This window comes from Peribacillus suis, assembly GCF_059384845.1.
Genome location: NZ_CM182019.1, coordinates 1,019,900 through 1,044,807, shown reverse-complemented (window position 1 = coordinate 1,044,807; position 24,908 = coordinate 1,019,900). Strand labels below are relative to the sequence as shown.

At 41.7% G+C, this 24,908-nt stretch carries 23 protein-coding genes; 9 read left to right on the top strand and 14 right to left on the bottom strand.

Annotated elements, in window-relative coordinates; all coding sequences use genetic code 11:
- Nucleotide 1 precedes the first annotated feature (1 nt).
- From AC503W_RS05175 to AC503W_RS05155, 5 genes are all read left to right on the top strand, one after another.
- Nucleotides 2–208, top strand: coding sequence for a spore germination protein GerPB (locus AC503W_RS05175; protein ID WP_407406513.1), 207 nt, complete (start codon nucleotides 2–4; stop codon nucleotides 206–208).
- A gap of 90 nt (nucleotides 209–298) precedes the next feature.
- Nucleotides 299–910 carry a spore germination protein GerPC gene (gene gerPC, locus AC503W_RS05170; RefSeq protein WP_427687878.1) on the top strand — a complete coding sequence of 204 codons (612 nt, stop codon included), beginning with the start codon at nucleotides 299–301 and terminating at the stop codon, nucleotides 908–910.
- Nucleotides 900–1,079: a spore germination protein GerPD gene (locus AC503W_RS05165; RefSeq protein ID WP_402964212.1), complete on the top strand. Its 180-nt coding sequence runs from the start codon at nucleotides 900–902 to the stop codon at nucleotides 1,077–1,079. The genes gerPC and AC503W_RS05165 overlap by 11 nt, the downstream gene beginning before the upstream one ends.
- A 5-nt stretch (nucleotides 1,080–1,084) precedes the next feature.
- Complete coding sequence (locus AC503W_RS05160) at nucleotides 1,085–1,504, top strand: spore germination protein GerPE (protein ID WP_407408432.1); 420 nt, start codon at nucleotides 1,085–1,087, stop codon at nucleotides 1,502–1,504.
- A 12-nt stretch (nucleotides 1,505–1,516) separates the two neighbouring features.
- Complete coding sequence (locus AC503W_RS05155; RefSeq protein ID WP_402867743.1) at nucleotides 1,517–1,735, top strand: spore germination protein; 219 nt, start codon at nucleotides 1,517–1,519, stop codon at nucleotides 1,733–1,735.
- Between the two features lie 178 nt (nucleotides 1,736–1,913).
- Here AC503W_RS05155 and AC503W_RS05150 read toward each other — a convergent pair whose 3' ends face one another.
- A complete protein-coding gene (locus AC503W_RS05150; RefSeq protein WP_494916335.1) occupies nucleotides 1,914–3,173 on the bottom strand; it encodes a S8 family peptidase in 1,260 nt (419 codons plus the stop codon).
- 499 nt (nucleotides 3,174–3,672) lie between these two features.
- Nucleotides 3,673–4,836: a tryptophan synthase subunit beta gene (gene trpB / locus AC503W_RS05145; protein ID WP_407408428.1), complete on the bottom strand. Its 1,164-nt coding sequence runs from the start codon at nucleotides 4,834–4,836 to the stop codon at nucleotides 3,673–3,675.
- Nucleotides 4,837–5,170: 334 nt separating this feature from the next.
- Between trpB and AC503W_RS05140 the strand changes: the two genes are divergently transcribed.
- Entirely contained in the window at nucleotides 5,171–5,947 is a 777-nt protein-coding gene (locus AC503W_RS05140) for a class I SAM-dependent methyltransferase (protein WP_494916333.1), read from the top strand.
- 119 nt (nucleotides 5,948–6,066) lie between these two features.
- Here AC503W_RS05140 and addA read toward each other — a convergent pair whose 3' ends face one another.
- The 4 genes from addA to AC503W_RS05120 form a co-directional block, all read right to left on the bottom strand.
- On the bottom strand, nucleotides 6,067–9,804 hold the full coding sequence (gene addA / locus AC503W_RS05135; protein WP_494916331.1) for a helicase-exonuclease AddAB subunit AddA: 3,738 nt from the start codon (nucleotides 9,802–9,804) through the stop codon (nucleotides 6,067–6,069).
- Entirely contained in the window at nucleotides 9,801–13,295 is a 3,495-nt protein-coding gene (gene addB, locus AC503W_RS05130) for a helicase-exonuclease AddAB subunit AddB (protein ID WP_494916327.1), read from the bottom strand. Before addB ends, addA begins: the two co-directional genes overlap by 4 nt.
- Before the next feature lie 189 nt (nucleotides 13,296–13,484).
- Entirely contained in the window at nucleotides 13,485–14,048 is a 564-nt protein-coding gene (gene lepB / locus AC503W_RS05125; protein ID WP_494917275.1) for a signal peptidase I, read from the bottom strand.
- A 33-nt stretch (nucleotides 14,049–14,081) separates the two neighbouring features.
- Entirely contained in the window at nucleotides 14,082–14,696 is a 615-nt protein-coding gene (locus AC503W_RS05120; RefSeq protein ID WP_402867737.1) for a TVP38/TMEM64 family protein, read from the bottom strand.
- Between the two features lie 286 nt (nucleotides 14,697–14,982).
- Here AC503W_RS05120 and AC503W_RS05115 point away from each other — a divergent pair, with 286 nt between their 5' ends.
- On the top strand, nucleotides 14,983–15,357 hold the full coding sequence (locus tag AC503W_RS05115) for a YhjD family protein (protein ID WP_402867736.1): 375 nt from the start codon (nucleotides 14,983–14,985) through the stop codon (nucleotides 15,355–15,357).
- 57 nt (nucleotides 15,358–15,414) lie between these two features.
- On the opposite strand, the gene AC503W_RS05110 is transcribed toward AC503W_RS05115, so the two are convergent.
- Complete coding sequence (locus AC503W_RS05110; RefSeq protein ID WP_403123564.1) at nucleotides 15,415–16,248, bottom strand: methyl-accepting chemotaxis protein; 834 nt, start codon at nucleotides 16,246–16,248, stop codon at nucleotides 15,415–15,417.
- A gap of 182 nt (nucleotides 16,249–16,430) precedes the next feature.
- Nucleotides 16,431–16,997, bottom strand: coding sequence for a competence protein ComK (locus AC503W_RS05105; RefSeq protein WP_402867734.1), 567 nt, complete (start codon nucleotides 16,995–16,997; stop codon nucleotides 16,431–16,433).
- A 287-nt stretch (nucleotides 16,998–17,284) separates the two neighbouring features.
- Between AC503W_RS05105 and AC503W_RS05100 the strand changes: the two genes are divergently transcribed.
- Nucleotides 17,285–17,521 (top strand): IDEAL domain-containing protein, encoded by a 237-nt coding sequence (locus tag AC503W_RS05100; RefSeq protein WP_494916321.1) that lies wholly within the window; start codon nucleotides 17,285–17,287, stop codon nucleotides 17,519–17,521.
- 62 nt (nucleotides 17,522–17,583) lie between these two features.
- Here AC503W_RS05100 and AC503W_RS05095 read toward each other — a convergent pair whose 3' ends face one another.
- Together AC503W_RS05095 and AC503W_RS05090 are read right to left on the bottom strand one after the other, a co-directional pair.
- Complete coding sequence (locus tag AC503W_RS05095; RefSeq protein ID WP_402867732.1) at nucleotides 17,584–18,393, bottom strand: YitT family protein; 810 nt, start codon at nucleotides 18,391–18,393, stop codon at nucleotides 17,584–17,586.
- 153 nt (nucleotides 18,394–18,546) lie between these two features.
- Nucleotides 18,547–19,812: a M48 family metallopeptidase gene (locus AC503W_RS05090; RefSeq protein ID WP_494916317.1), complete on the bottom strand. Its 1,266-nt coding sequence runs from the start codon at nucleotides 19,810–19,812 to the stop codon at nucleotides 18,547–18,549.
- 193 nt (nucleotides 19,813–20,005) lie between these two features.
- Between AC503W_RS05090 and AC503W_RS05085 the strand changes: the two genes are divergently transcribed.
- Nucleotides 20,006–20,593: an SCO family protein gene (locus AC503W_RS05085; RefSeq protein ID WP_427687888.1), complete on the top strand. Its 588-nt coding sequence runs from the start codon at nucleotides 20,006–20,008 to the stop codon at nucleotides 20,591–20,593.
- Nucleotides 20,594–20,697: 104 nt separating this feature from the next.
- Here the strand turns inward: AC503W_RS05085 and AC503W_RS05080 are convergent, their stop codons facing one another.
- The 4 genes from AC503W_RS05080 to AC503W_RS05065 form a co-directional block, all read right to left on the bottom strand.
- Nucleotides 20,698–21,225, bottom strand: coding sequence for an HD domain-containing protein (locus AC503W_RS05080; RefSeq protein ID WP_427592191.1), 528 nt, complete (start codon nucleotides 21,223–21,225; stop codon nucleotides 20,698–20,700).
- Between the two features lie 178 nt (nucleotides 21,226–21,403).
- A complete protein-coding gene (locus tag AC503W_RS05075; protein WP_403123557.1) occupies nucleotides 21,404–22,948 on the bottom strand; it encodes a fatty acid--CoA ligase family protein in 1,545 nt (514 codons plus the stop codon).
- Between the two features lie 184 nt (nucleotides 22,949–23,132).
- Complete coding sequence (lplA, locus tag AC503W_RS05070; protein WP_402868530.1) at nucleotides 23,133–24,122, bottom strand: lipoate--protein ligase; 990 nt, start codon at nucleotides 24,120–24,122, stop codon at nucleotides 23,133–23,135.
- Between the two features lie 51 nt (nucleotides 24,123–24,173).
- Entirely contained in the window at nucleotides 24,174–24,908 is a 735-nt protein-coding gene (locus AC503W_RS05065; protein ID WP_494916315.1) for an MBL fold metallo-hydrolase, read from the bottom strand.

Genomic DNA, 24,908 nt, shown 5'->3' with positions numbered 1-24,908 from the left:
CATGATTTTCAATATCCACCAAACGATCCAAATCAATATGATAAAAATCGAAAGCATAACCAATTCATCTGTTTTTCAAATAGGGAGTGCCGGAGTGATTAAGCCATACTCCACCTTAGCCAATACAGGTGGATTCACTGAACCCGCTCCAATGCTTGAAGAGGATATGGTTCCAGAGACTAGCTTTGTCCCATTTAGCCCTCCCTAATCCGTAATCCATAGGCATTCACCTACATGAGGCAATTTCATATACTGCCATATATGAAATTATCATTAGGTGAAGGTGAGGTGTTTAATCGTGAATCATGATTTATATTCGTATTCCATACAAATGCAGCGATTTCTTGAAGCCCAGGATAAACGAATTATGAAGCTTGAACACGAACTCAAACGCCTGACAGATGAACTTGCCGAAATGAAGAATAAACCCCCAATCCATGTGGATAAAATTGAATATAAATTTGATCAGTTAAAAGTCGAGTCATTAGATGGAACGTTGAATATCGGTTTGAATCCTAATGATTTAAATAATATTGAGGAGTTCGCTGTCAACAATCAACCCATCCAACCTGCCCCTTTTCTATTTCCAGGACGTGAAATTGTCGCTCAGGAGATTTATAATGACATTCTTTCAGGATTGGAGGATATGATCCGTGATACGGAAGGCCAGCTTCAGATCACATTGGAACCCTCATATCACGACTTCATGAGACAGGATGTGGAACGCCAGCTTCATCAGCGTATCAATATGTACTTTGACAACCTTTCACATGCTGAACGTGCACCTCAGCAGCGTGATAATGTGAAAGAAAAGATCACGGAAAAAGTAAGATCGGATATTCAAACAGCGTTGATACAATTCATTACCAACTCACATTCCGAGACAGGAGGAAATCCAAATGGAGTTTAATGTAACAAACCACCAGCTATGTGTCGGTGATATTAAAGTGACTGGGGTAGCGAGTTCCGCCTTATTCCTCATTGGGGACGTACAAACCATCCAGCTCTCCTCAGCATTCGATACTCCCCCCGAATCACTCATCATCGGACCATTCGTTCCACTCACTCCAAAAGGATAAATCAGATGTTCACAAGAATATCGAAAGTGAAGTCTTTGTCAGCCAAGACCGTCTCATTTTCATCCAACCTACAAATTGGAGACACTGCTTATATCGATGGGGCCGCCAAAGCATTGGCAGTCCAGAAAAAAAGTGATAGCTTTTCCGAACCGGAACCCGACTTCAGTGATTATGAAGTCTTTACACGTCCTTTCTATATCCCGAGGATTTCTGAACCAGTCGCGACAACATTCTCGAATCCCAACCCCTTCATTCGTGTTGGGAATGTCGATATCATCGGGATATCTTCATCTGCTATCGTAGGCGTAGGAAACGTAGGTCATATCCGCATGGAATCAAGGATTAAACACATCCGTCAGATTCCGAGGAAAAACGATGAGGCAGGAACAGGCGATAATACATCGGATGGAACAGAAACTGTATAAAGGAGAAATCATATGCCAGCCATTGTAGGTCCAGTACAAATATTTAATGTCGGGTCAGGAAACCTCTTATTCGGGGATGCGGCCGTCATTTCACCGAAATCCGCCAGCAAGTCCGTCACCGGCTCCGGCTCATCTAACACAGGTGCATTCGTTTTTACCGCCAATGGTCTGAACGGAAGCAACGTCCTTGATGTTAATGGGGTAGATCAGCCTATCGCCGGAAATAATTAATGCATGGAAGCCTCCTATTTCTAGGAGGCTTCAATTTGTTGAATTGATGATTTTATTAATAAAGTTTAATAGTGATGTTTCTGTTATATTAAAAAAATATAGATGATGAATGAATTATGAAATGATACACGTTCAAAGGCATTTATCCCTCAGTGATATCATCTGTATAAGGGTTCCGTTATTTTACACGGACAAATCCAAAACCGGATGCATAATCATCACCAGTCGCTGCACCGTATCCACCCTTGATGTCATAAGCTTTTGCTTTTGTTTGTAATTGAGCTCGCACCTGCGCATTAGTCAGGTTCTTATTAGAGGACCAGATTTTAGCCGCCAACCCTGAAACATGTGGTGTTGCCATCGAAGTTCCGCTAATAGTGTTATAGCCGTCGTTTAGCCAAGTTGATTCAATGGCTGAACCCGGAGCTGATACTTCGACATCTTTTTCCTGAATCACATAATCTCCGTCCGTATTCGGATTCCCTCTGGAAGAATAATTAGCCACTCTATATGTCCCGTTAGCCTGAACATTTTCAAGAGCCGCTACAGCCACTGCATTGGGAAGAGCTCCTGGATAACCGATTGTATTCGCTGAATATCCGCTGTTTCCGGCAGCCGCAATGACCAGGACACCTTTGCCATAAGCATAGTCCACTGCACTTGAAATCAAGGAATCTTTCCTGCTTGAACCCAAGGACATCGAGATGATGGTCTTAGACCCTGTGCTCACACTTTGATCGGCTGCATGACGGATAGCTGCCGCGATATCATCGGAATATCCCGAACCATCATCACCCAGTACTTTATATGCCCAAAGTTCGGCTTCAGGAGCCACTCCATATACCCCAAGTCCGTCAGAGCCACCGTTTGCCAAGACAGTTCCGGATACATGTGTTCCATGTCCGTCCCTGTCTGTACAAGAGTTATTGGTGTAGGTGGATGAGGTAGTGAAATCTTTGCATTGCTCCACATTTGCTGACAAATCCGTATGCGAAACCGTTGTTCCAGTATCCAATACTGCGATTTTAATACCGTCTCCCCCCGATGTTTTAGTGATGGACGAATCATTGTAGATAGCCTTGATGCCCCATGGCGTTCTCGCGGACGGAACCGCAGCAGTCGTGGCCTGGCTAGTCGGTTGAACCGTTTGCGCAGTTGTATACTTGTTTACCTTTTCAACTTCTAGATTGCCATTCTTAGTCAACGCTTCATATTCTTCGCTGCTTACGTTTGCCGTAAAGCCTTCCTTTCCAAAACTCCGCTCATGCCCAAACTTCTTCTTGGCTTGCGTTATCTCATTCTCAGACCCTTTTAGGTAAACGCGAATATCTTCCTTTTGTACCTTCTCGCTTTGTTTGGCATCCGCTCCTTTGGCAAAAATGGAGAAGCTCATCCCGAAACACAGCATAGCCATTCCAATCCTTTTTCCAGTCTTCATCTCGTTTCCCCTCTCTCGCTTTCGCTTTGTATTTGCTATGTATGAAGCTCTCAAGCTGTAAAACTATTTTATTTTAATTTGCCATTAATTAACTATCAGTCGAAACACTCAATTACACTACAGGACAAATATAGGTAAAGCCACCTGCTTTCCGCACAAATAATCGGACTACTAGTCTAGACTCCTCACTTTGAAAGACATGTGATAAGACTAAATACGACAAAATATTCAGAAATCTTATCGTCAAGAATGAAAATAGAATAAATACCTATGTAGATCTTAGCCGAATTATTTTGATAGAGAAAAGACAGGGCAAAAGATTCATCTCATTCATCAACACTAAATAGCTTCTCGACCTTGTTTCAACAACAAATTCGGGTGGCGGCGATGCTTCTTCAAACGATTCATATGTAGGTAAAACTCTTGGACTCTTAATCTTTAAGCAAATTAAAAAGGGTTTCAGGACGAATTCATCCCGAAACCCTTTTGTCTCTATACATCATTCACTCAGCATCTTGAATACTTGCTCAACGTCTTTATCGCCGCGTCCTGATAAGTTCACAATCAACACGTCATCCTTTGATAGTTCTTTTGCCAAGACCAGGGCACACGCAACGGCATGCGAACTTTCAAGCGCCGGGATGATTCCCTCCGTTTTGGATAGTACTTGAAAGGCTTCGAGCGCTTCCTCCCCTTTTATGGTTAGATACTCGGCCCTGCCACTTTCCTTCAAGAAACTGTGTTCCGGACCTACGCTAGGGTAATCCAAGCCTGCCGCAATGGAAAAAGTCGGCTGTGGTTCCCCTTCCTCATCCAATAACGTCAAACTTTTAAATCCATGCAGCACTGCTGGAACTCCCTGAGATATACTCGGGGCTTCGGAGGGTTCTACACCAATCAAACGAACCTCTGCGTCATCGATATAGTGAGCAAAAGCACCAATGGCATTACTTCCACCACCCGTACACGCAATGATTGCCGTTGGCAGTTTCCCTTCCTTTTCAAGGATTTGTTTTTTCGATTCTTCACTGATGATGGACTGAAAATACTTGACGATTGAAGGATAAGGATGAGGCCCGACAGCAGAACCCAGGAGGTAAAACGTATTTTCATAGTTTTGAACCAAGTCACTCAGCGCCTCATCGACCGCATCCTTTAACCTGCCCTGGCCCTTTTCCACCGGTATGACCTTAGCCCCTAACAATTCCATTCGAAATACATTCAATGCCTGCCGTTCCGTATCCAGCTTGCCCATATAGATGACACATTCCAAGCCGAACATCGCACAAGCCGTCGCAGTCGCTACACCATGCTGTCCGGCTCCGGTTTCTGCAATGATACGCTTTGCCCCCATCCGTTTAGCGAGCAGTATTTGCCCAATGGCATTATTGATTTTGTGAGCGCCCGTATGATTCAGGTCCTCCCGCTTCAAATAAATTTTTGCACCGCCTATTTTTTTTGTTAGATTTTGTGCAAAGGTCAACGGATTTTCCCTTCCCACATATTCTTTTAAATAGTATTGAAACTCCTCTTTAAATTCAGGATCATCTTTATATTTCATGAAAGCCGCTTCTAAATTATCCATTACTTCTTGAAGTTCTTTAGGTACAAAACTCCCACCGAAATCTCCAAAGTATCCTCTGCTCGTCTGTTCTCTCGTCATACTCAACTCTTCTCCTTTGCATGCACTATTTTATTTTACAATTCAAGTATACGTGAACGAACCGCTTTTTCTCAAATTCTTTTGTATATATACCTAAAAATGGTCGTTTTGGAAAGACGTAAAGGCTAACTTTACCGTTTTGCCAAAACACGAATTCTTCTCCGATGAAGAGGAAGAAATGAAAGATGCATTTACTGCAAGTGGAGAAACACGCTTCAACGAAGGGTTAGCCTATGTCCATTGTGGTAATTAAATTTCATCATTAACTTTCATTTATTCTTTCATGTATAATTAATTTACTAAATATATCCATATTGACAAAGGGGGAATTAACTTGAAAACACTTCAAAATAAGAATGATAGCTGGAATGCAGATTTATACGATAAAAAGCATTCATTTGTTTCTGAGTATGGTCAGGACTTAGTAGATTTATTAGCACCAAAGCAAGGTGAAAAAATTCTTGACTTAGGCTGCGGGACGGGTGATTTAGCAAATGAATTATCTAATTTCGGTATTGATATCGTTGGTATAGATAACTCAGAAAATATGATTACTCAAGCAAGACACAAATACCCAAAAATAAAGTTCATGGTTCAAAATGCAGTAGAATTAGACTTCCATAGCGAATTTGATGCTGTATTCTCTAATGCAACTCTTCATTGGGTAAAACCACCAATCCAAGCCCTACAATGTATTTACCACAGCTTAAAAGCAGGGGGAAGATTTGTAGCTGAGTTCGGAGGAAAAGGAAACGTTCAAATCATAACAGATGAAATCATTCAACAAATCGAAAGAGAAGGGATAACGTTTAAAAAAGAAAAATTCCCGTGGTTTTATCCTAGTATTGCTGAATACGCAACTTTAATGGAAGAGGTAGGATTTAGAGTAACCTTTGCTCAACACTACGATAGGCCGACACAATTGGACGGAGATAAAGGGCTGAAAAATTGGATTGCTATGTTTGGTAATCATTTATTTGATGATGTTCCTGAACATAGGATAAAAGATATCATTACAAACGTTGAGAATAATTTAAAAGATACTTTGTATAAAGACGAAAATTGGGTAGCTGATTATAAAAGATTACGTGTAATTGGTGTAAAAAAATGAAGGAGGAAGGGAATCAATGGTTCCCTTCCTCCTTCATTTATGAAATTTAAATACCTACCTACGAAAACAGCCATTCAAAAAAAGGGGTGTCCCTCAGCTGCAGACCCCCCCTTTCTCTTTTACATTTCCAATAAGTGCGAGCCATCAAAGAAAAATAAATAATGGCTTGTCACTTTTTTATTCAAAATCCCTTCAACTGCCCTTGTGTAAAGTTCCAATTGCATACGGTAACGGTCGGCAAGAATGTCTTTCGCACCTTCATATCCACTAGCAAAACGTCCAGTTATCGCATCCGTTTTATAATCCAGCAGAACAAGGCCTTGTTCATCTTCAAAAATACAATCAATGACACCTTGGATCAAGACTTCCTCTTCACCCTTTTCCCAATCACTATAAGCCTCTTTAGCTGGAAGTGACATCGTGAACGGTACTTCACGTCGAATTGTCGGCGCCTTACGCAGCCTCTTTCCAATATCACTTTCAAAGAAATCGATAATCGTTTCCGGATTCACGGCTTCTCTCTGTTCTTCAGTCAACAGCTCGCGCTGAATCAAGTCAACGAGTAATCGCTCAATGGAGGGAATGGTGATGTCCGATGTCAAATCGATATGCTGCATGACTAGATGCGTAATCGTTCCCCTTTCAGCGGGTGTCAGAGATTTTTCTTGCATGAAGACAGGGCGTTTCGTTATCGGGCTCTTGAATTTACGTAATAACTCAGTAGAACTCTGCTCGTCTCTCAGCTCATATTGACGCTTCAACTCTGAAACGGATTGCTTGGATCGATGCACAGTCGCCTCATGTTCCCCATACTCCCAGTTCAGTTGGTCCTTAACAGCATCGACAAACTCAGATTCCAAGTCCACCTTTTCGGATTTCCGAACATGTTCCAGCAATTGCTCCTGTAAAATAGCTTCTTCCTCATCCAGAACAGTCAATTCCTCCATTGGAATGACAGAGATTGACCAATTTGACGGATGGGATTCCATTTCAAAACCAAACCCAGTAAAGCCCTGAAAATCACGATGACGCACAAGGGATGGACCAATCCAGTCGAGGTAACTTTTAGCTCCTGCCCGCGCATGGTCTTTCAGGAGCCATTCTCCATGCGTTGCTTGACTTATCCATTTTTGCTGTGTTTTTTCGGCATCACTTATGCTGGCAATCAGATGGAGCTTTTCCTTCGCCCTCGTCAACGCTACATAGAGAACACGCATTTCTTCGGCAATTAACTCTAACTGTTTCTTTTTCTTGAAAGCGAGCTGTGGGAGTGATGGGTACGTTATCCGTAACTCGGAATTGACATACTTCGCCGCAAATCCATAATCCTTATCCAATAAATACGGCTTCCGCAAATCCATCATATTGAATTGTCTTGAAAGGCCTGCAATGAATACAATCGGAAACTCCAATCCCTTTGAGGAATGGATCGTCATCAGGCGGACGACATCTTCCTGTTCACCTAAAGCCCGTGCCGCACCTAAATCATCTCCACGCTCCTGCATTCTTTCGATGAAACGCAAGAAACGGAAGAGCCCACGGAATGAACTCGCTTCATATTGTCTGGCCCGATCATACAAGGCCCTTAAATTGGCCTGGCGCTGTTTACCGCCCGGCATTCCACCAGCAAAATCGTAAAATTGGGTTTCGCGGTACAAAAGCCAAATTAAATCCGACAAGGCTTCCTGTCTAGCCAGTTTCCGCCACTTCACCAGCTTTTTATAAAAGGTAGAAGCTTTACGATATAGGTCCGGATGCTCATCCGGGTCACCCTTCCTATAGAAATCGGCTAACGCCTCATAATACGTACCTGTGTGGTATAAACGAATTTGAGACATTTCCTCCTCATCCATTCCTACAATCGGAGAGCGGAGAACGGATGCCAATGGGATATCCTGCTGCGGATTATCTATTACTTTCAATAAAGAAATCATGATAGCAACTTCGGTAGCTTCAAAGTATCCAGAGGACAAGTTGGCATAGACAGGAATCCCTTGCTTCTTGAATTCCTCCATAATTTGCGGAGCCCATGGCATAGAACGAAGAAGAATGACCATATCACGGTATGTTGCAGAACGGTATTGCTTGGTTTTCGTATCATAGATTTGCTGTTTCTCGTTTATGGCCTGCTTTATGAGCCTCGCCATCATCCTAGCTTCCAGTTGCGCTTTTTCCAATTCCTCGGCTTCAAAACCTACCTCTGAATCCTCGTTATCCTGTCTGGCTTCACTTGTATCTGCTGCTCCATCAATTAAATGAAGTTCAATGGGATATTCCTTATCTTCGGGATATGGCGCACCTTTTTTCAATTGCGCATCCTCATCATAATCAATCTCACCGACAGTCAGCCCCATTAGTTGCTGAAACAAGAAATTCGTCCCATCAAGCACTTCTCTCCGGCTCCGGAAATTACGGTTTAGATCAATTCGCAATCCCGAATCAGCGCCATCATGGGTAAAGCGCGCATACTTTCCAAGGAACAAATTCGGTTCAGCAAGCCTGAAACGGTAAATCGATTGTTTAACATCGCCCACCATGAACAGATTTCCACTATATTCACCATCTGCCGTCACCAATCTTAAAATGGATTCCTGAACTAGATTCGTATCTTGATACTCATCGACAAGCACCTCTTTGAATTGATTCCGATATTCAATGGCGGCCTCTGACGGCGTGCGTTCCCCATCTATGGTTTCACCCGTCAAAATATCAAGGCAATAATGCTCCAAATCGGCAAAATCGACCAAGTTCTTTTCGGACTTTGCAGCAAAGAACCTTTGTTCAAACTGTTTTACGAGCATGATGAGTGTATCGACATACCCCTTCAATTCCCGGATATCACGTAGATAGCTTTCAGGCTTACGTGAAAAAAGCTCTTCTTGCAGAGATTTAATAATTTTCTTCGCTTTATCACGTTGCTTCGTGGCTTCATCCACAATTTCCTTATTAAAATCTTCTCCCGTACAACGCTTTGCCGTTCCAAACTTCACGTTTTGAATTTCTTCATAAAGAGCATTCCAGGAAGAATCTTTCACGCGGGCCAGTTTCGCGACCAAATCAAGATCGGCTAAATAGTTTTCTGCCCTTGGAGCAGGACCACCCGGAACCTTTGTCAATTCTAGAGATCGCTCCAACAAATCCTTTGCCGTATCCAACTGCAAACCAATATCGAATTGTAGGGACTCGATAAATGGAAGATCATCTATCCCTGCCCCTTCCGCCAGATCATACATCTGGGCTGCATGATTTAGCCATTGATCGGGATCTGGATTCGAACGGGAGAAATCATACAATGACCGGACAATATTTTGCAGTGCATCATCGTTTCGATCGCTTGTAAAGGCATCGACCAATTTAAAGAATGCTTCATTGTCACCTTGGCCATATTGCTCCTCGAAAAGTTCTTCCATCACTTCATCGCGCAGAAGCTGCGCTTCCGTGGAATCGGCAATCCTGAATCCAGGATCAATATCCGTCAAATAGTAATATTTCCTGATCACTTCTAAACAGAAAGAATGAAGCGTGGAAATGGACGCACGGTTAATCAGGCTTAACTGCTTACGCAAATGCTGTGAATGGGGATTTTCATTGATTTCCTTTTCTAATGCTTCACTAACTCGATGGCGCATTTCGGCGGCCGATGCATTCGTGAAGGTCACCACCAATAGCTCATCCACATCGATTGGATTATCTTCCAATATGACCTTTTGGATAATCCGGTTGACAAGCACCGCTGTTTTCCCGGAGCCTGCAGCGGCGGCCACCAAAATATCCTGGTCTTTCGCCCAAATTGCTTTCCATTGTTCTTCTGTCCATGTCACGCCTTCAGGAATGGCGGGAATCATCGTTTTACTCATCTTTCACCCTCCCCCCTTAATAAATCGAGAACATCATTTTGCTTTTTCTGTGGCAAATTCCTAAATTGATTCTCTTCGAGCGACTGATCGAATTGGCAGACGGATTTGAATGAACAGAAAGTACATGGCGTTTTTTCTTTCATTTTATATGGGGTTATGCCAACATCCCCGTCGACCATTCGGTCACCTGACTCTTGATAGACCTTTCGAACATGCTGGTTAAGCAAGGAGAAGTCTTCACGGCTGGCCACTTTAGAGGCTGCTAAAAGAGAACCGTCTTTTTTAAATCCGGCAGGTATGACATCCGATTTACTGGAAGTATCTATATCAAGGGACGTGTCCATCATCTTGATTACGTTGGTTTGATCTAATACTAGGCCGTTCATTTTAAAACTCTTATAAATTTCTTCATCGATTTTATCCAAGCTAAGCATGCCTTTTGATTTCACGACCGGATTATGAACATGGAAATAAAGGACGCCGGCTGGAATCGCCTCTTTACCGATAAGCGATTGGGATTGTGAAACGACGATATCGAGATAGGTCAGCATTTGCAGGGCAAGCCCATAGTAGACTTCACTCATGTTCAATTCCTTTTCACTCGATTTATAATCAAGGATACGCAAATAGACGCCACCCTCATCCTCATCGGCCTTATCAACACGGTCTATCCGACCAATCAATTCCATTTTCGTCCCATTTTTCAAAGTGAACGAAAGTGGGGGCAGTTCTCCATTTTTTCCGAAGCCCAGTTCCAAACCGATTGGGGCAAACCCACTAACCTTGGCATGTTCACTCAAGACAATCGAAGCCCGGCCAATCACATGCTCCAGCTTTCTGCGCAAGTAATGATGGCGGTTCGTACTTAGCAGGATTTGATTCTGGAGCTTTGGTGCAAGCTGTTCCACCGCTTTCCTAGCCAACTCCAAACATTGCTCCTTGGTCAAAGAAGACCACGGGATATCATGCTCATTTAAATAATCCGAAATCATTTTTAACGCCCCATGGAACATCTCACCGATATCCGGTGCGTCCAAACGGAAAACCTGTCGTTCCCTTAGTTTCAAGCCATGTGCGGCATAATGGGAAAACGGGCAGCTATTGAACATTTCCATTCTCGATACACTAGTCAGAATAGTTTCGCCATATAATTGCTTACTCGTTTCCTCTGATAGTTTCATGGTTTTATTTTGGTAAAAAAGACTCGATAGCACCTTAGTGGCTGTCGGTCCAACCGTCTCGTCCTCCATGATGGAATTATAGACATCCCACCAAAGCGGATGGATTGGGTAGTTCCGTTTTTTCAACTGTAATTGCGCAGCCAGATAAGACAGGGCCACTTCTGAGTTCGCTGCATATTTCACCTGTTCCCCGGCAGGCAGATCAGATGGATCGTTCATATAAAAAGCCTCGTTCACATGAGGCAATACATCCCTCACTCGTTTTAAATAAGAGGACGGGAGAAGGGATTTTCCCTCTTCATCAGCGAGTGGATAAGATAAATAAAGGGATTCCGAAGGTGTAGTGAAGGCTTTATAGGCCGTGAATTCCTCATCCAAAAGACGAACTTTTGAACTTGGAGCAACATCAAGCCCGCTCGCCAAAAGCATGTCGCGGTCACTATCGGAAAACACTCCATCAGAAACGGCTTTTCCTGGTAAGACCCCTTCATTCAGGCCAATGACGAAAGCCGTCTTCACGTCATCCAATCGGGACAGGTCCAGATTAGCGACAAGGACTTGATCGATTGCCTGTGGCACTAAGGAAAATTCCAATGATTCCAGACCTGCTTCTATAATGATTGCAAACTGTTTCATCGAGATTTCCTCTTCACTTAACAGTTCCACGAATTGGTCAAGCAAATCAACAACTGCATTCCACGATTGTTCATGTTCCCTGGCTGACACCAGATCGCCATCCTCTTCTGCTTCAAGCTTCATCTTTTCCAATTTTTCCGGTACATGCAATTCTTCCAAATACAAATAAAGGGCCTCGCACAATTCTCTTCCATTCGCCGACTTCTTCACCCGTTTTGATAGCTTAATGATGGGCTCTGTAAATAGGTGTTTCAAATCATTGAGCTCTTGCTCCAGTTGCATTTCCTTACTCGTCTGGGGACGGTCCTCAAGCTCCAATCCACGGAAGCGACGGTAGGTCCAACGATCTTTTGTGGTCCATCCAGCCCCTTTGATTCCCCTGGCAAGCACGTAGTTCTCAAGTTTGTCCACTTGTTCGCGCATTCTGTCATGACTTTGTTGCAGGGGAAATAGAAGTTCGGTCTTAATGGCACGAAAGACCGGTTCATAACGCCAGAACCCATTGATGATCTCAAGTGTTGACCGGATCAGCTCAATCAATGGGTGATTGAGCATCGTCCGTTTGGAATCGACGAAAAGCGGAATTTGATAATCACGGAAGACCGTCTGGAGGATATCTTCGTACGCATCCCCATTTCGCATTAGAATCGCAATATCGCGAAAACGGCACTGACCTTGTCTGACAAGCGTCAGGATGTTCCGAGCCACCCCTTCAATCTCCGCTCTTCGGTTAACGGCCTGAGCAATCGTTACACCAGATGGCTGATCGTACTTTTGTGCGGGACGAAGCGCAAAATATGTTTCAAGGTGTTTCAGCCCAGGATTTCGATTGAACTTCGCCGTGCTGTTCAGAATGTGGTCCTCTTCGATAAAGACCCCCGTTCTTTGTCCCGCTTGATAAAGTTGGTTATAGAGATTTCCCGTTTGCCTGAACAAATGCAGATCATCCGGCGCAAATTGCCTATAAGGCTGGTCGAGCGTCAATGCGATGGTCACACTCTTACATAGCTTCATCATTTCCTCCACGATCATTAATTCCTGTGGCGTCAGACTGTAAAAACCATCTATATAGATATCTGCATTTTTTATATACGAAGACTCTGCCATTTTTTCTATCAGTAAAGTGAAATAATCCTCTGAATCTAAATATTTTCCGATCATTTCATCCTCAAATGACTGATAAATGAGCTCAAGATCAGATAATTTATCTTGTACTCCACCACCACCCGGTGACTTTTCGTCCAAATACCTCCGAATATCACCCGGCTGGATGCAGTACTGCTTGAATTCGGCAAGCATCTGCTCCATCTGGGAGACGAATCCTTGCTTGTCCGCTGATCGGCGGAACATTTTCAATTCATCTTTTTTATCCTCCATGATTTTCCGTATCAACATATTAACGCCGACACTGTCCAAATGGATTCGGCTCATGCCACCTGTCTCCTGGAGAACTCGCCATGCAAGCCGGCTAAAACTGAATACTTGCGTCCGAATCATTCCTTCGAGTCCCGGCGTCTTAATTAATTTATATTCTGATAAAAATGTCATCTGATCAGGAACCAGATAGATGATCGGATTCCCTTCAGGATTCTCCATTAGCCCGTTGCGGATTTCATCCAATACCTTCGATGTTTTACCTGTGCCAGACCTTCCAATTAAAAACCGGAGTGACATCTGTTCCCCCCCTTTTTATTTCAATATCTCTAGACCTATCATACCAGAAATACTGTCTATTTTTTGACACGATTCTTCTTCCAATTATGTCTCTTTTCCCTATAGTTTACCGCTTTCTAACGACGAACACCAACCATACGTTCGTATTCCGTTCAAAAAAAAAGCCCTTCCTATCGAGGGCTCCCACAGTCATTCACCTATAAAATCCACATTGAAATCTTGTATTGGCCAATATCTTACATCGACTTTGCCTACTACCTTATCCATTGAAATATAACCTAGGTGCCGGCTATCTTCACTTTCGAGTCGATTATCACCCATAACGAAAAGCTTGCCATCAGGAACTATGGATTTGCCCGTCAATTCTTTCAATGTAAAATCACCCGTAAAATCCTGGCCCGGGTATCCTACCTTTAAATGATCAAGGTAAGGCTCAGTCACTTTCTTACCATTTATGTATAGCCAATCATCCTCATAACGAATATCGTCTCCTTGAACACCTATTACCCGTTTTACATAATTCTCCCCGACATGCGCATGGAAAACTATAATATCAAATCGATTGATATCGCTGATTTGGTATTTCACTTTATTTACAATGAGTTTATCACCTTCACCCAGTGTAGGTTGCATGGACTCCCCTTCTACGGCATAGCTTGAAAAGAAAAAGGTACGGATCAAGATGTAAATGATAAAGGCTAGCACGCCTGATTTTATCCAGTCGGATACAGAATGATTTTTTGATTTTCTCAGATTCCCCAACCCCTACTACTTGTATATTCTAAGTTATTTCCCTTCTTCTTTTTTCATGCTTTTATTTAGCCTTACTTCCAATCTTTTTCCGACAACCCAAAGGATGAAAATGATGATTCCGACAATCACGGTACGTAATGGTTTTTGAATCAATGATACAATATCGTATCCGACGAAACTGATCGTAAAGATCATCACTGCCTTTCCGCCGATTACCGCCAGCGCATATTGTAACGTGCTAACCTTCGAGAGCCCTGCAACGATATTAACGAGGGCAGATGGCGTGAAGGGGAAACAAAGCAAGAGAAACAATGGACTGAAACCATGGCTTTCCACCCAGTTCATCAATCTTTGCACCTGTTTATGTTTCTGAAGAAAACGGAAGAATCTCATCTGTCCATATCGTCTAAAAACAAAAAAGACCAGAAACGCTCCACCTACCGCCCCAATCCAAGAAAATAAAAAACCCCACCATAGGCCAAAAGCTGTAGCATTGGCCACGACAAATACAAATAAAGGTAAAAAAGGCAAAAACGCTTCTAACATCGGCAACAAAATTCCTGGAATCGGGCCGAATGAACGATATTGCTGAATAAGCCCTGATATATGTTCAAGAGTAATCCACTCAAATATAGTATCCAAATTCATGACTATCTCCCTTGGCTTGCTTTCTATTCAAGCAGCATCACATAATAAAACCGTTCTAATTTAGATATAACACTTTCTTCTTAAATTGCAAGAATAATTACCCATCTATCATCATACTTTCCCTAACTCAGGAAATCATAATCTTATTAACGAAAATTTCACGTGATTGACAAAAGCGCTTGCATATCAAATCCACTTAAGTTAGGATATTAAACAGAACGTACGTTCTATAAATTATCCGACATACATAAAATAAGAGAACGTTAATTAGAAAGGGGCGGTCATGATGACCCGTATTCCAGAGGCTGACCGAAATATGATTGAAAAAGCCATCTACCTTCCCATGGTGATTACAATCTTAAACCGGGATCTCAAGGTCATCGAATCAAGTCCGTTTAAATTAAAAAGGCCCTATTCAAAACTTATTGAGCGTGCTCTAAAGTCAGTCCAGGAGGATCTCGTCGAGGTTCGTCGCTATTTGCGCAAGGGGAATATCAAGGTAAGCAAATTAAACGGCGACGAATCATTCACGATGTATTGCTTTTTATATAAAGGGTATGAAGAGCATCATAACTATTTCAATCCCCGCCTTCGTAATAAAACGGAAGAGATTCTGTGTTATTACTTTTTTGAAAGGGTGTATAAACCTGAAAAAATTTAACACCCCTGCTTTTTTCGGTGAACAAATAAAAAGCCAACAAAAGCTGTTGACTTCCTCTTATAACTTATCGGTAAATTGATTGAGCTCATCAGACATCTTTTTGATTTCTTCTACAAAAGTTGAAATTTCCTGAATGGAAGCAGCCTGCTCTTGACCCACGGAAGCTATTCGATTAATCGAGGTCCCCATCAGTTTGGTCACTTCTTGGATTTGCACAAGTTTTTCACGAATCAATTCCGTGGATGCGACAGTTTCTTTAGAAAACTTCCTGATTTCCTTAGCCACCACTTCAAACCCTTTGCCTTTTTCACCAGCTCGTGCGGCCTCTATGGCGGCATTTAATCCCAATAAATTGGTTTGGGTCGCCACCCTTTTAATCATTGACAAGATCTCATCCGTATTTTTAACGTCCTCTTCGGCTTTTTCGGAAGATGTAAGAAGTTGGTTGGAAACATCCGCTAAGGTATAGGATCCCTTTGCAATATCCGTAATCCGCTCATTGGCCTGGCTCAGCGATACAGAAATTTGATCCGCAATCGTTCTTAGTTCACTTTGCCTGCGTAACTGGATAGCTATGCCACCGATGACTTGATTATTTTTATCATGTAGGGGCACGGCCGTTCCAGTAAACTCGAACCCATAAAAATCAGCTGGTACATCAGCCCTTAATGGTTTATCCTCACTCAATGCCACGGCGAGGGGTTCTTCTGGATTTAACGGCTGCCCTTTTTGGATATGCATATTTATACTTTCACCTGGAAAATAAGCAATGAATTTCTCTAAATCACATATGGCAATCGACAAATCAGAAGGCACAGCAGCTTTAATTATAGGTACCATATTTACTAAACTTTCTAGCGATTCGACTTTTCCGTACATTCTGTTATACATTGCTGTAACACTCCATCCTTATTCTAAGGCTAAATATTACCAAAGATTCCCCCTTTAGTAAATATTTTTTCACCCCCTATTCTTTATCATGAATCGAAGGAGGTCCTCCTCCCCTTTGAAAATAACCTAAATAAAGACATTGCCTCCACTAGAGAAACAACGCCTTTTCCTGAACACACTGATTATTTTAGCAATGGATATTTCGATGTCATTTCCGAAGCTTTAAGACCATCCGTTTCGGTAAATAAGTAAAAGGATTTCCTTTTCGTTTCCTCAATCCTTTGAATCAACTTGGATTTCAAAAAGGAGGTCCGGTGCAGCTGATTTTCAAATGAACTGCTTGATACATCTATGTCGAATGTTTTCCTGTTCCTGAATGTGACGGTGGTCTGCTTGGAATTGAGTCGGACAAAGGAGACTACATGTTCATGTGCTAACCAGGTGCATTGGGGGCGCAAGGGAGATGTAGTCGGAAAGAAGAAAATGGAACTGGTTGGATCGATTGCTATCGGTGCCTTATGGGTGATATTTATGAGTTGTTTTGTACCATCTTTCCTTCCTCCATAGCTGGAGCCAAAGTACTCACAGCTTTTCTTGATTATATCCAAAGGCTTGAATGGGGAAATGAACTCATCTTCCAATTCAATGATCCGGGAGTAAATTTTACTTCCATAATTAATGGGCATGACCATAAGTGTATACGGGGTGATTTCATATTCCTCGATTAATCCCTGAGTGCTTTCATTCAAATTACATCCACCTCTACCTCATTTATTTTTATGGAATATCAACTTTGCAAAAAAGGATGATGACTTCCACATGAAAGATTTATCCGAAAACTTGTTAAATTCTCCACTATAATAGCATAAATAATACAGGTAACATTTAAGTTCACAAAAAATTAAGAATTCTTTTAGTAGCCGTGTTACCTCGTCATTTTAACGACACATTTATATTTTTCTAATTATTTTAAATTTTCTGTTGATTTTACATCTCTAAATCCATATACTAATAAAAAGGGTCAGGGGTGGTTACTTTGAAAAATGATAAATCATATTCAGAGTCAGTGAAGTCTTTATCCATGAGTGAAGTTAAAAATGATGCTGCCGTTCAGGAAATGTTAATCGATATGATTATAATGGAATCCATTCTCACTACTAAAAAAAATATCCTGGCAAAAGAAATCGATCTTGCTCTAGATACTAAAGACAAACCTCTATTCCTAAAACTGAGTAATGAAATGAATACTCTATTGAAACAATTTGGAAATTAAGCAGCCATGTGAAATATAAAGTCAAAAAAGCCTCCCTTATATGGGGGGCTTTTATCCGTTTATCATTCTTTATGAAACATTCCCATGACTTCAGTCGTTTCCGTGATATTAACGAAGGCATCCGGATCCACTTCTTTGATCATCGCCTTCACATCGGTTAACTGATAGCGTGTAATGACCGTCATCATCACTTTGCTCTGCTCACCCGAATAGGCACCTTGCCCGTCCATGACCGTAATGCCACGGTATAAATTAGTAAGTAGCCGATCCTTCATCTCATCACCTTTTTTTGTGACGATCATTAACGTCAATTTAATATGATTGGAATGGATCGTATCGATCACTTTGCCTGCCGCGTAAATCGAAATCAATGTGTATAATGCCGCATCCCATCCAAACTTGAATCCAGAAGCAATCACCACAACCGCATTCATCCCTGATAGCAATGTCCCAAGCGGGAAGTCCCTCTTCTTAGCCAGGAGCATGGCAATGATATCAAATCCTCCCGATGACCCTGAAGCACGAAAGATAATGCCGATGCCAACGCCCGAAATGACTCCCCCGAACAAAGAAGATAATATTGGCTCAGTCGAAACGCCATGAATCGGTATAACATACAAACTCACCGATATCACGACAACTGATAATATCGTATAAGTAATAAAACGTCTCCCCAACTTTAAATAGCCCACAATGAGTAGCGGAAGGTTCAATATAAAATTCAATACCCCTGTATTGATTGGGGTGATGATTCCTAACATGATCGCAATTCCACTGAGTCCGCTGCTCAAAATTAAATGGGGAATCAAGAATAAATTATAGGCTAAGGCAACAAGCACTGATCCTAACGTGATTAAAATTATATTATACATAGCTGGTCTCCTTAAAAACGCACTGGGAATTTTCATTTATTATAGTAGAGAACGGTAAATTTATAAAATGATAGTTTTTTCTGAAAATAAACTCAAAATTTTCCTTTTTCCTGAAGTTAGGCAAGAAAAAAAGCCAGCCTGTTAAGCTAGCTTTCAATCACCCGTTGTTTCCTCATTTTCTATCGTAGATATTCTTTCAAGCATCGTGGGATGTGAATAACGAAGCCATTTTACCAGGAGCGGAGGGTTCACCTGGCTAAGCCCTGACCTCGTAAGTTCCTGGAATGAAGTGATGGCAGCCTCATGGTCTTCTGTCATTTCAATCGCATACCGGTCCGCTCTCGTTTCCTGGTAACGGGATACATAGTTCGATAGCGGGCTGGAAACAAACAGCAGTACAGAGATAATCAAGAGAAAAAGAGGCAATGAAGCGATTCGATCAACGGATCGTACCTTAAGTAAATGGCCCCATCGCCTTATGACGTAGTTCATGATTTTTGCTGTCAGCCATAGCCCCACCAATGTCATGCCGATATATCCTGCTATCCCGATATAAATATGCTTCTCCACATAATGAGCCATTTCATGTGCCATAATGAACAAGATTTCATCTTCGTCCAGCCTGTTTAATGTGGTATCCCAAAGAACGATCCTGGAGTTCGAACCTATTCCCGTTACATAGGCGTTGAGAGCATTTGTTTTTTCTGCCATATTCACTTCGTATACATGTTCTGCGGGAATATCTGCTCGCTTTGCAAGCGCTAAGATTTCAGTTTCCAACTCTTTATTTTTCAGTGGATAAAAATCATTATACAAAGGGTCGATTAATACCGGTTGGACAAACATGAGAAATAAGGTAAAGGGAATGGATAGTAACCAGGCATAAAGCCACCATTTCTTTGCACTTTTTTTCATCAGCCAATATAGCACGGAAACGATGATGAACATCGTACCGAAATTTACCCAAAAATCGATGATATCGTCTTTCATCCATGAAGAAAAACTCTGAGTGCTTATATGATACCGTCTACTCATCTGATAGCCCATGAAGCTGATTGGAAACAACGCTACATAGGAAATCAATGAGAGCCAAAATAGATATATGGTCGTTTGAATTCCTTTTCGTTTAGAAATCGTGGTAGCCGATTTTTCAAAACCCCTTGAAAGTCCAAATAAAAGCATGAAAAAATACATTAGCCATTCATAGGGAGTCGCAACAAAAAAGATGAAGTTTCGCAGCCCGGAATACTCCTCACTAAGTTGAAGCTCCCTGGCGCTTAGAAATTCTGCAGGATCGGCCGCCGTACCGCGCAATGCCTGAGGGATTGCCGTATCTGCACCATAGAATATATACCAAAACATAACGGCTACAAAAAGGATATATATAAGAATTGCTCTTCCAGCCCATTTCCTTACCATGAAGCCCCTCCTTTAAAACAATCGTGCCTTTTTTATAGTTTAATCCAAAATGGACAGGTTAGAACCGTATTTCCAATCCCTTTGATAAATAATTGTCCATAAATGTTCATGATTACACCCAATTTTATTCCTTCTATAGGAATTTCATCCTGTATAGTGAAGATAGAATATCAGACTCGAGGTGGAAGATACGATGAAAAAGATTTATATTATTTTCACTACATTATTGGTCATTGGAATTGGATCGGGCATCTACTATTTTACAGAGTACCGCCAGGCAAAAATGGCGTTTCCCGAAGAAATTACAATGAATACCCATGACGGGGGTACATACAGCTTCTCCAATTTAAAGCCCAAAGTTCGCCTATTAGAATTCATATACCTTGATTGTCCAGATTTATGCCCAAACACCACCGATCAAATGCAAAAAATTCGGGATGAACTTGTGAATCAGGATATTTTTGGGAAGGAAGTGGAGTTTTTGACCGTTACGTTTAATCCGGAAATGGATACCATAGATAAAATGCAATCATATGCCCAAGCGTTTGAAATGAACAAAACGGAAGGGTGGGAGTTCTTACGGGGTACACCCGAGGATACGAAAAAACTCACGGATCAATTCGATTTTCTATTTCGGGATTCGGGGACCGGGGAATTCGTTCATAGTACGGCCACTTATTTACTAGATGCTGATAATCGTGTTGTTGAAGTTTTCGGCATGGGGGAATATGATTTTGATAAAGATGAGGTATATCAAGCCATTATGAAGGAAGTCGAATAAGATCATCCCACTCAAAAGAAAGATGAAAATGCCGATGACTCCGAACACTTGAATTCATCATAAACTTACTTTCTGTAATAGAAAAAGCTATCATCCGTCGATACTTAGGATGATAGCTTTTTCCTTTCCTCTTCATCAATTAGTGTGTCTAATTGAATGATGCTTTCTTTTGCACGCAGGAAATCAATTTTTCGGTAATGGTGTTTTCCGCCTTCTTCTTCATCTTTCTCATCGGCCCATTTGACGACCTGCTGAAGTGGCGTTCGAGTTATATCATTTGAAGGTAAAAATGAATCGGTGTGAAATAGGATCGCGAGGGAAATGGTCTTGGCTTTAATCGGGTTTTCTCCAAGCCGGATTAACAACTTATGGGCTCTCTCAGCCCCTTTGATTGGATGGATGTCGTTCTGTTTATACAGGTCATAGTCCCATTTTCCATTGCTGTACCATGTGAAGTGGCCCATATCATGCAGAAGTCCGGCCTTTGCGGCGATATCAGGATCCACATTGTATTCTTTTGCCATATGAAATGCATGATAGGATACGGCTATCGCATGGGCCATTCCTGAACGGTTCAGGTATTTTTGAGCAATGGGGTGGGTGAAAATATCTAAAAGTTTTACATCTCTCATTCTTCCTCTTCTCCTTTCATCTAGGGAAATTTTTAATAACCATAATATCTCTTTTGAAAAAAATAAGCAAGATAAAGGCTCATTTCATATAATTTATGCTTTTACTAGTCAAATCGGCTGTACAAAAAAGAAGACAATAGCACATAAGGCCATTGTCTCCTATCTAATTAGGTATCATTCATACTTGGGTTACATGGGCTTTTAAGCTACGACGCAAAATCTTGCCTGTCGTATTTTTCGGGAGCTCGTCTATAAACTCGATTTTGGCCGGAACTTTATACTTGGCTAAATGCTCTAAACAATAAGCAAGTAATTCTTCCTCGGTCAACGCGTCATTTTTCTTCACTACAAAGCATTGGACGACTTCGCCCTGATTCGGATCTGGAACACCTATCGCTGCCGCTTCCACGACTTCGGGATGGGCATACAGAACCTCTTCTACTTCACGCGGGTAAACATTATATCCACCGACAATAATGAGTTCCTTTTTACGGTCCACAATGAAAAAGTACCCTTCTTCATCCATACGGGCTAAGTCTCCGGTATAAAGCCAGCCATCTTTTAAAACGGCAGCCGATTCCTCTGGCATTTTATAATACCCCTTCATTACGTTCGGCCCTCTGACAATTAACTCGCCAACTTCATTGACCCCTACTTCTTCTCCTAATTCATTCACGACTTTATTTTCGACATTGACTATATTGGTTCCAATCGAGCCTGCTTTCCTTGGGCGATCCAAGGGGTTGAAGCAGGTTACGGGAGAAGCTTCGGATAAACCATACCCTTCTGAGATATTCACATTGAATTTTTTCTCGAAGGATTCAAGAAGGGATACAGGCAAAGCCGAGCCTCCCGAAATGCAAAAACGTAATGATTCAAGTTCTTCAGCCGTACCATCAGGATATTGAAGCAGGAAATTATACATGGTAGGAACACCAGCAAAGACCGTCGCCTCATATTTTTTGATTAGCCTGAAAATTTCCTTCGGACTGAATTGTGGAACGATCAACAGTGTGCCCCCGCTTAGTAATGGGGCATTCACGACGACAGTCAGGCTGAATACATGAAACATGGGCAACGTTGTCACTACACGGTCATCTTCCGTAATGTTTAAGTACTCACCCGTATCGTGTGCATTCGAGTAGATATTCTTATGGGAAAGCATGGCTCCTTTTGGTTTTCCAGTAGTACCCGATGTGTATAGAATAATGGCTGTGTCTTCCGGATCTAAATCGGGTCCTTTGAACTGGACATCCCCTGATGCTATCATCTGTGTAAACGATTTCATTTTAGGGTAAATGCTAAGTTTACTCATCTCCCCATTATCTGGTTGCGTTTCACAAATGACGTAATTCTCAACACTTGAAAGAATCGGATTCAACTTCTCCAATAATGGTGAAAGCTTGTCTAAAGCCACCACTACCTTGACATCACCGTTATTCAATATATACCCGATTTCATCTGGCGAATAGATTGGATTAACAGGTATGACAGTGGCCCCTGTTCGTAGTGCGCCATACATCGAAATAATGAAATGTGGAGAATTGCCGAGAAGCAAGGCAATATTATCACCTTTTGAGACACCAAGCTTATGTAGTTCGTCTGCAAACTTTGATACGGCCGCATCCAGTTCTCTATATGAAGTGGATTGATCCATAAAGTAATAAGCTGGCTTATCAGCCTTTATTAAAGCTGTTTGATGAAGCTGTTCAGATAAATTCATCGTTCTCCCTCCCCCTGTGTACATAGCATGAATGAGCAGTCATTCATTTTTAACGCAAACTAAATACATTTTTATTATAGTAAAAGAAAGAACCAACATCAACAATTTTATCCATTTTTAAGCAATTATTGTCATAAATAGACACAAAAGCCGTCCCCATTTACGAGGACAGCTTTTGTAATCATTAAAAGATGAGTGCTAAAATTTCTTCTTTTGTTACATTGCCAAAATAATGGTGGACATCAATTTCATCTAAAATACGATTAATCGATTCCTTTTCATACCGGACGCCGATCAGTTTTTGCTCGATATCCGTAACTTCCCCCACTCCGAAAAAGTCACCATAAATTTTGCAGTTCCTAATGATTCCCTTGCTCACTTCTAGACGGATATCCACCGATCCAACGGGGAATCTATGAGAATTCTGCACATTGAATTTAGGGGACTTCCCGTAGTTCCATTCCCAGTTTTGATATCTTTCTTTTGAGATCTCGTGTATTCTTTTCCAGTCGTCCTCTGTTAGAACGTACTCCGGAATGACTTCACTATCTTCAAAAATATTCTTCAAAAGGAAAGAACGGAATTCTTCCACTGACATCGGTTCTTTAAGAAAGTCGGCAATATTTCCAACCCGGCTCCTAATCGATTTAATGCCCTTTGACTCAATTTTATCTTTCTTCACCTTCAAGGCCGAAACGATGTGGTCCATTTCCGAATTAAACAGCAAGGTACCGTGACTGAACATCCTGCCTTTCGTTGAAAACATCGCATTACCGGAAATTTTCTTTCCTTCGGCGAGGATATCATTACGTCCGCTTAGTTCAGCATGTATTCCCAATTTTTCGAGCGTCTGAACGACCGGCTCAGTGAATTTTTTGAAATTATGAAAGCTGTCCCCATCATCTTTCGTGATGAAGCTGAAATTAAGATTCCCCAAATCATGATAAACAGCCCCTCCCCCTGAAAGTCGGCGGACAACGGTAATCCCGTTTTCTTCAACATAATCCGAATTGATTTCCTCTATCGTATTTTGGTTCCTCCCGATAATGATGGACGGACGGTTTATGTAGAATAAAAGAAAAGTTTCATCAATATTCAAGTGTTTGAGCGCATATTCTTCAATAGCTAAATTAATCTGTGGATCTGTAATACCTTTATTATCAATAAAAAGCAACGTAGCTCCCCCTTGTCGGCGTTCTTCATCCATTTGTTCGTTCAAATATTTTTATAATTGAAATTCAAGATTGCTTTTGGCTATAGCAATTTCCCGTTTAAAAACCTCGGAAGCCTCTTTTTTGAGTTGGTTGAGGTCTCCATAATGTGGGAGGTGGGTCAACAACAAAAGTTGGGCGTCGGCCTTATCGGCGAGCATTCCCGCTTCCCTTGCCGTCATATGACCAGCCTTCGTGCCGTCCATGTTGCTGTAAAAATTACTTTCACACAATAAAACATTGGCGTCCTTCGCAAATTCAGCCAATTCATCCATATAGGCACTATCCCCCGTATAAACAAGGGCATGACCTTCAGCTTCGATTCTCATGGCAAAGCATGGCACAGGATGTTTCGTCTTCATAAAAGTAAAAGTGCACGGTCCAATCGTTAAAGGTTCATCAGTGGAATAGGCCACTCCATTTGTAATATCCTTATATGTTAACTTTTCGAATTCCGTAGTATCCAAATCATGGCCATATATAGGAATGGTCCTTTTCTCACTGCCCAAGATTTGCTGTATTAGTGCCGCATGCTGTAAGACACCAATATCCGCTACATGATCTGGGTGATAATGTGATAGCACGACCGCATCAAGTTCTTCAGGTTTCATGTGATTTTGTAGCTGCGATAAAACACCGCTTCCACAATCGAGTAGAATGCGAAAATCTTCATATTCAAGCAAATAGCCGGAACTTGCCTCATTTTTAGCTGGGTAGCCGCCCCAGCAGCCAATTACGGTGATTTTCAT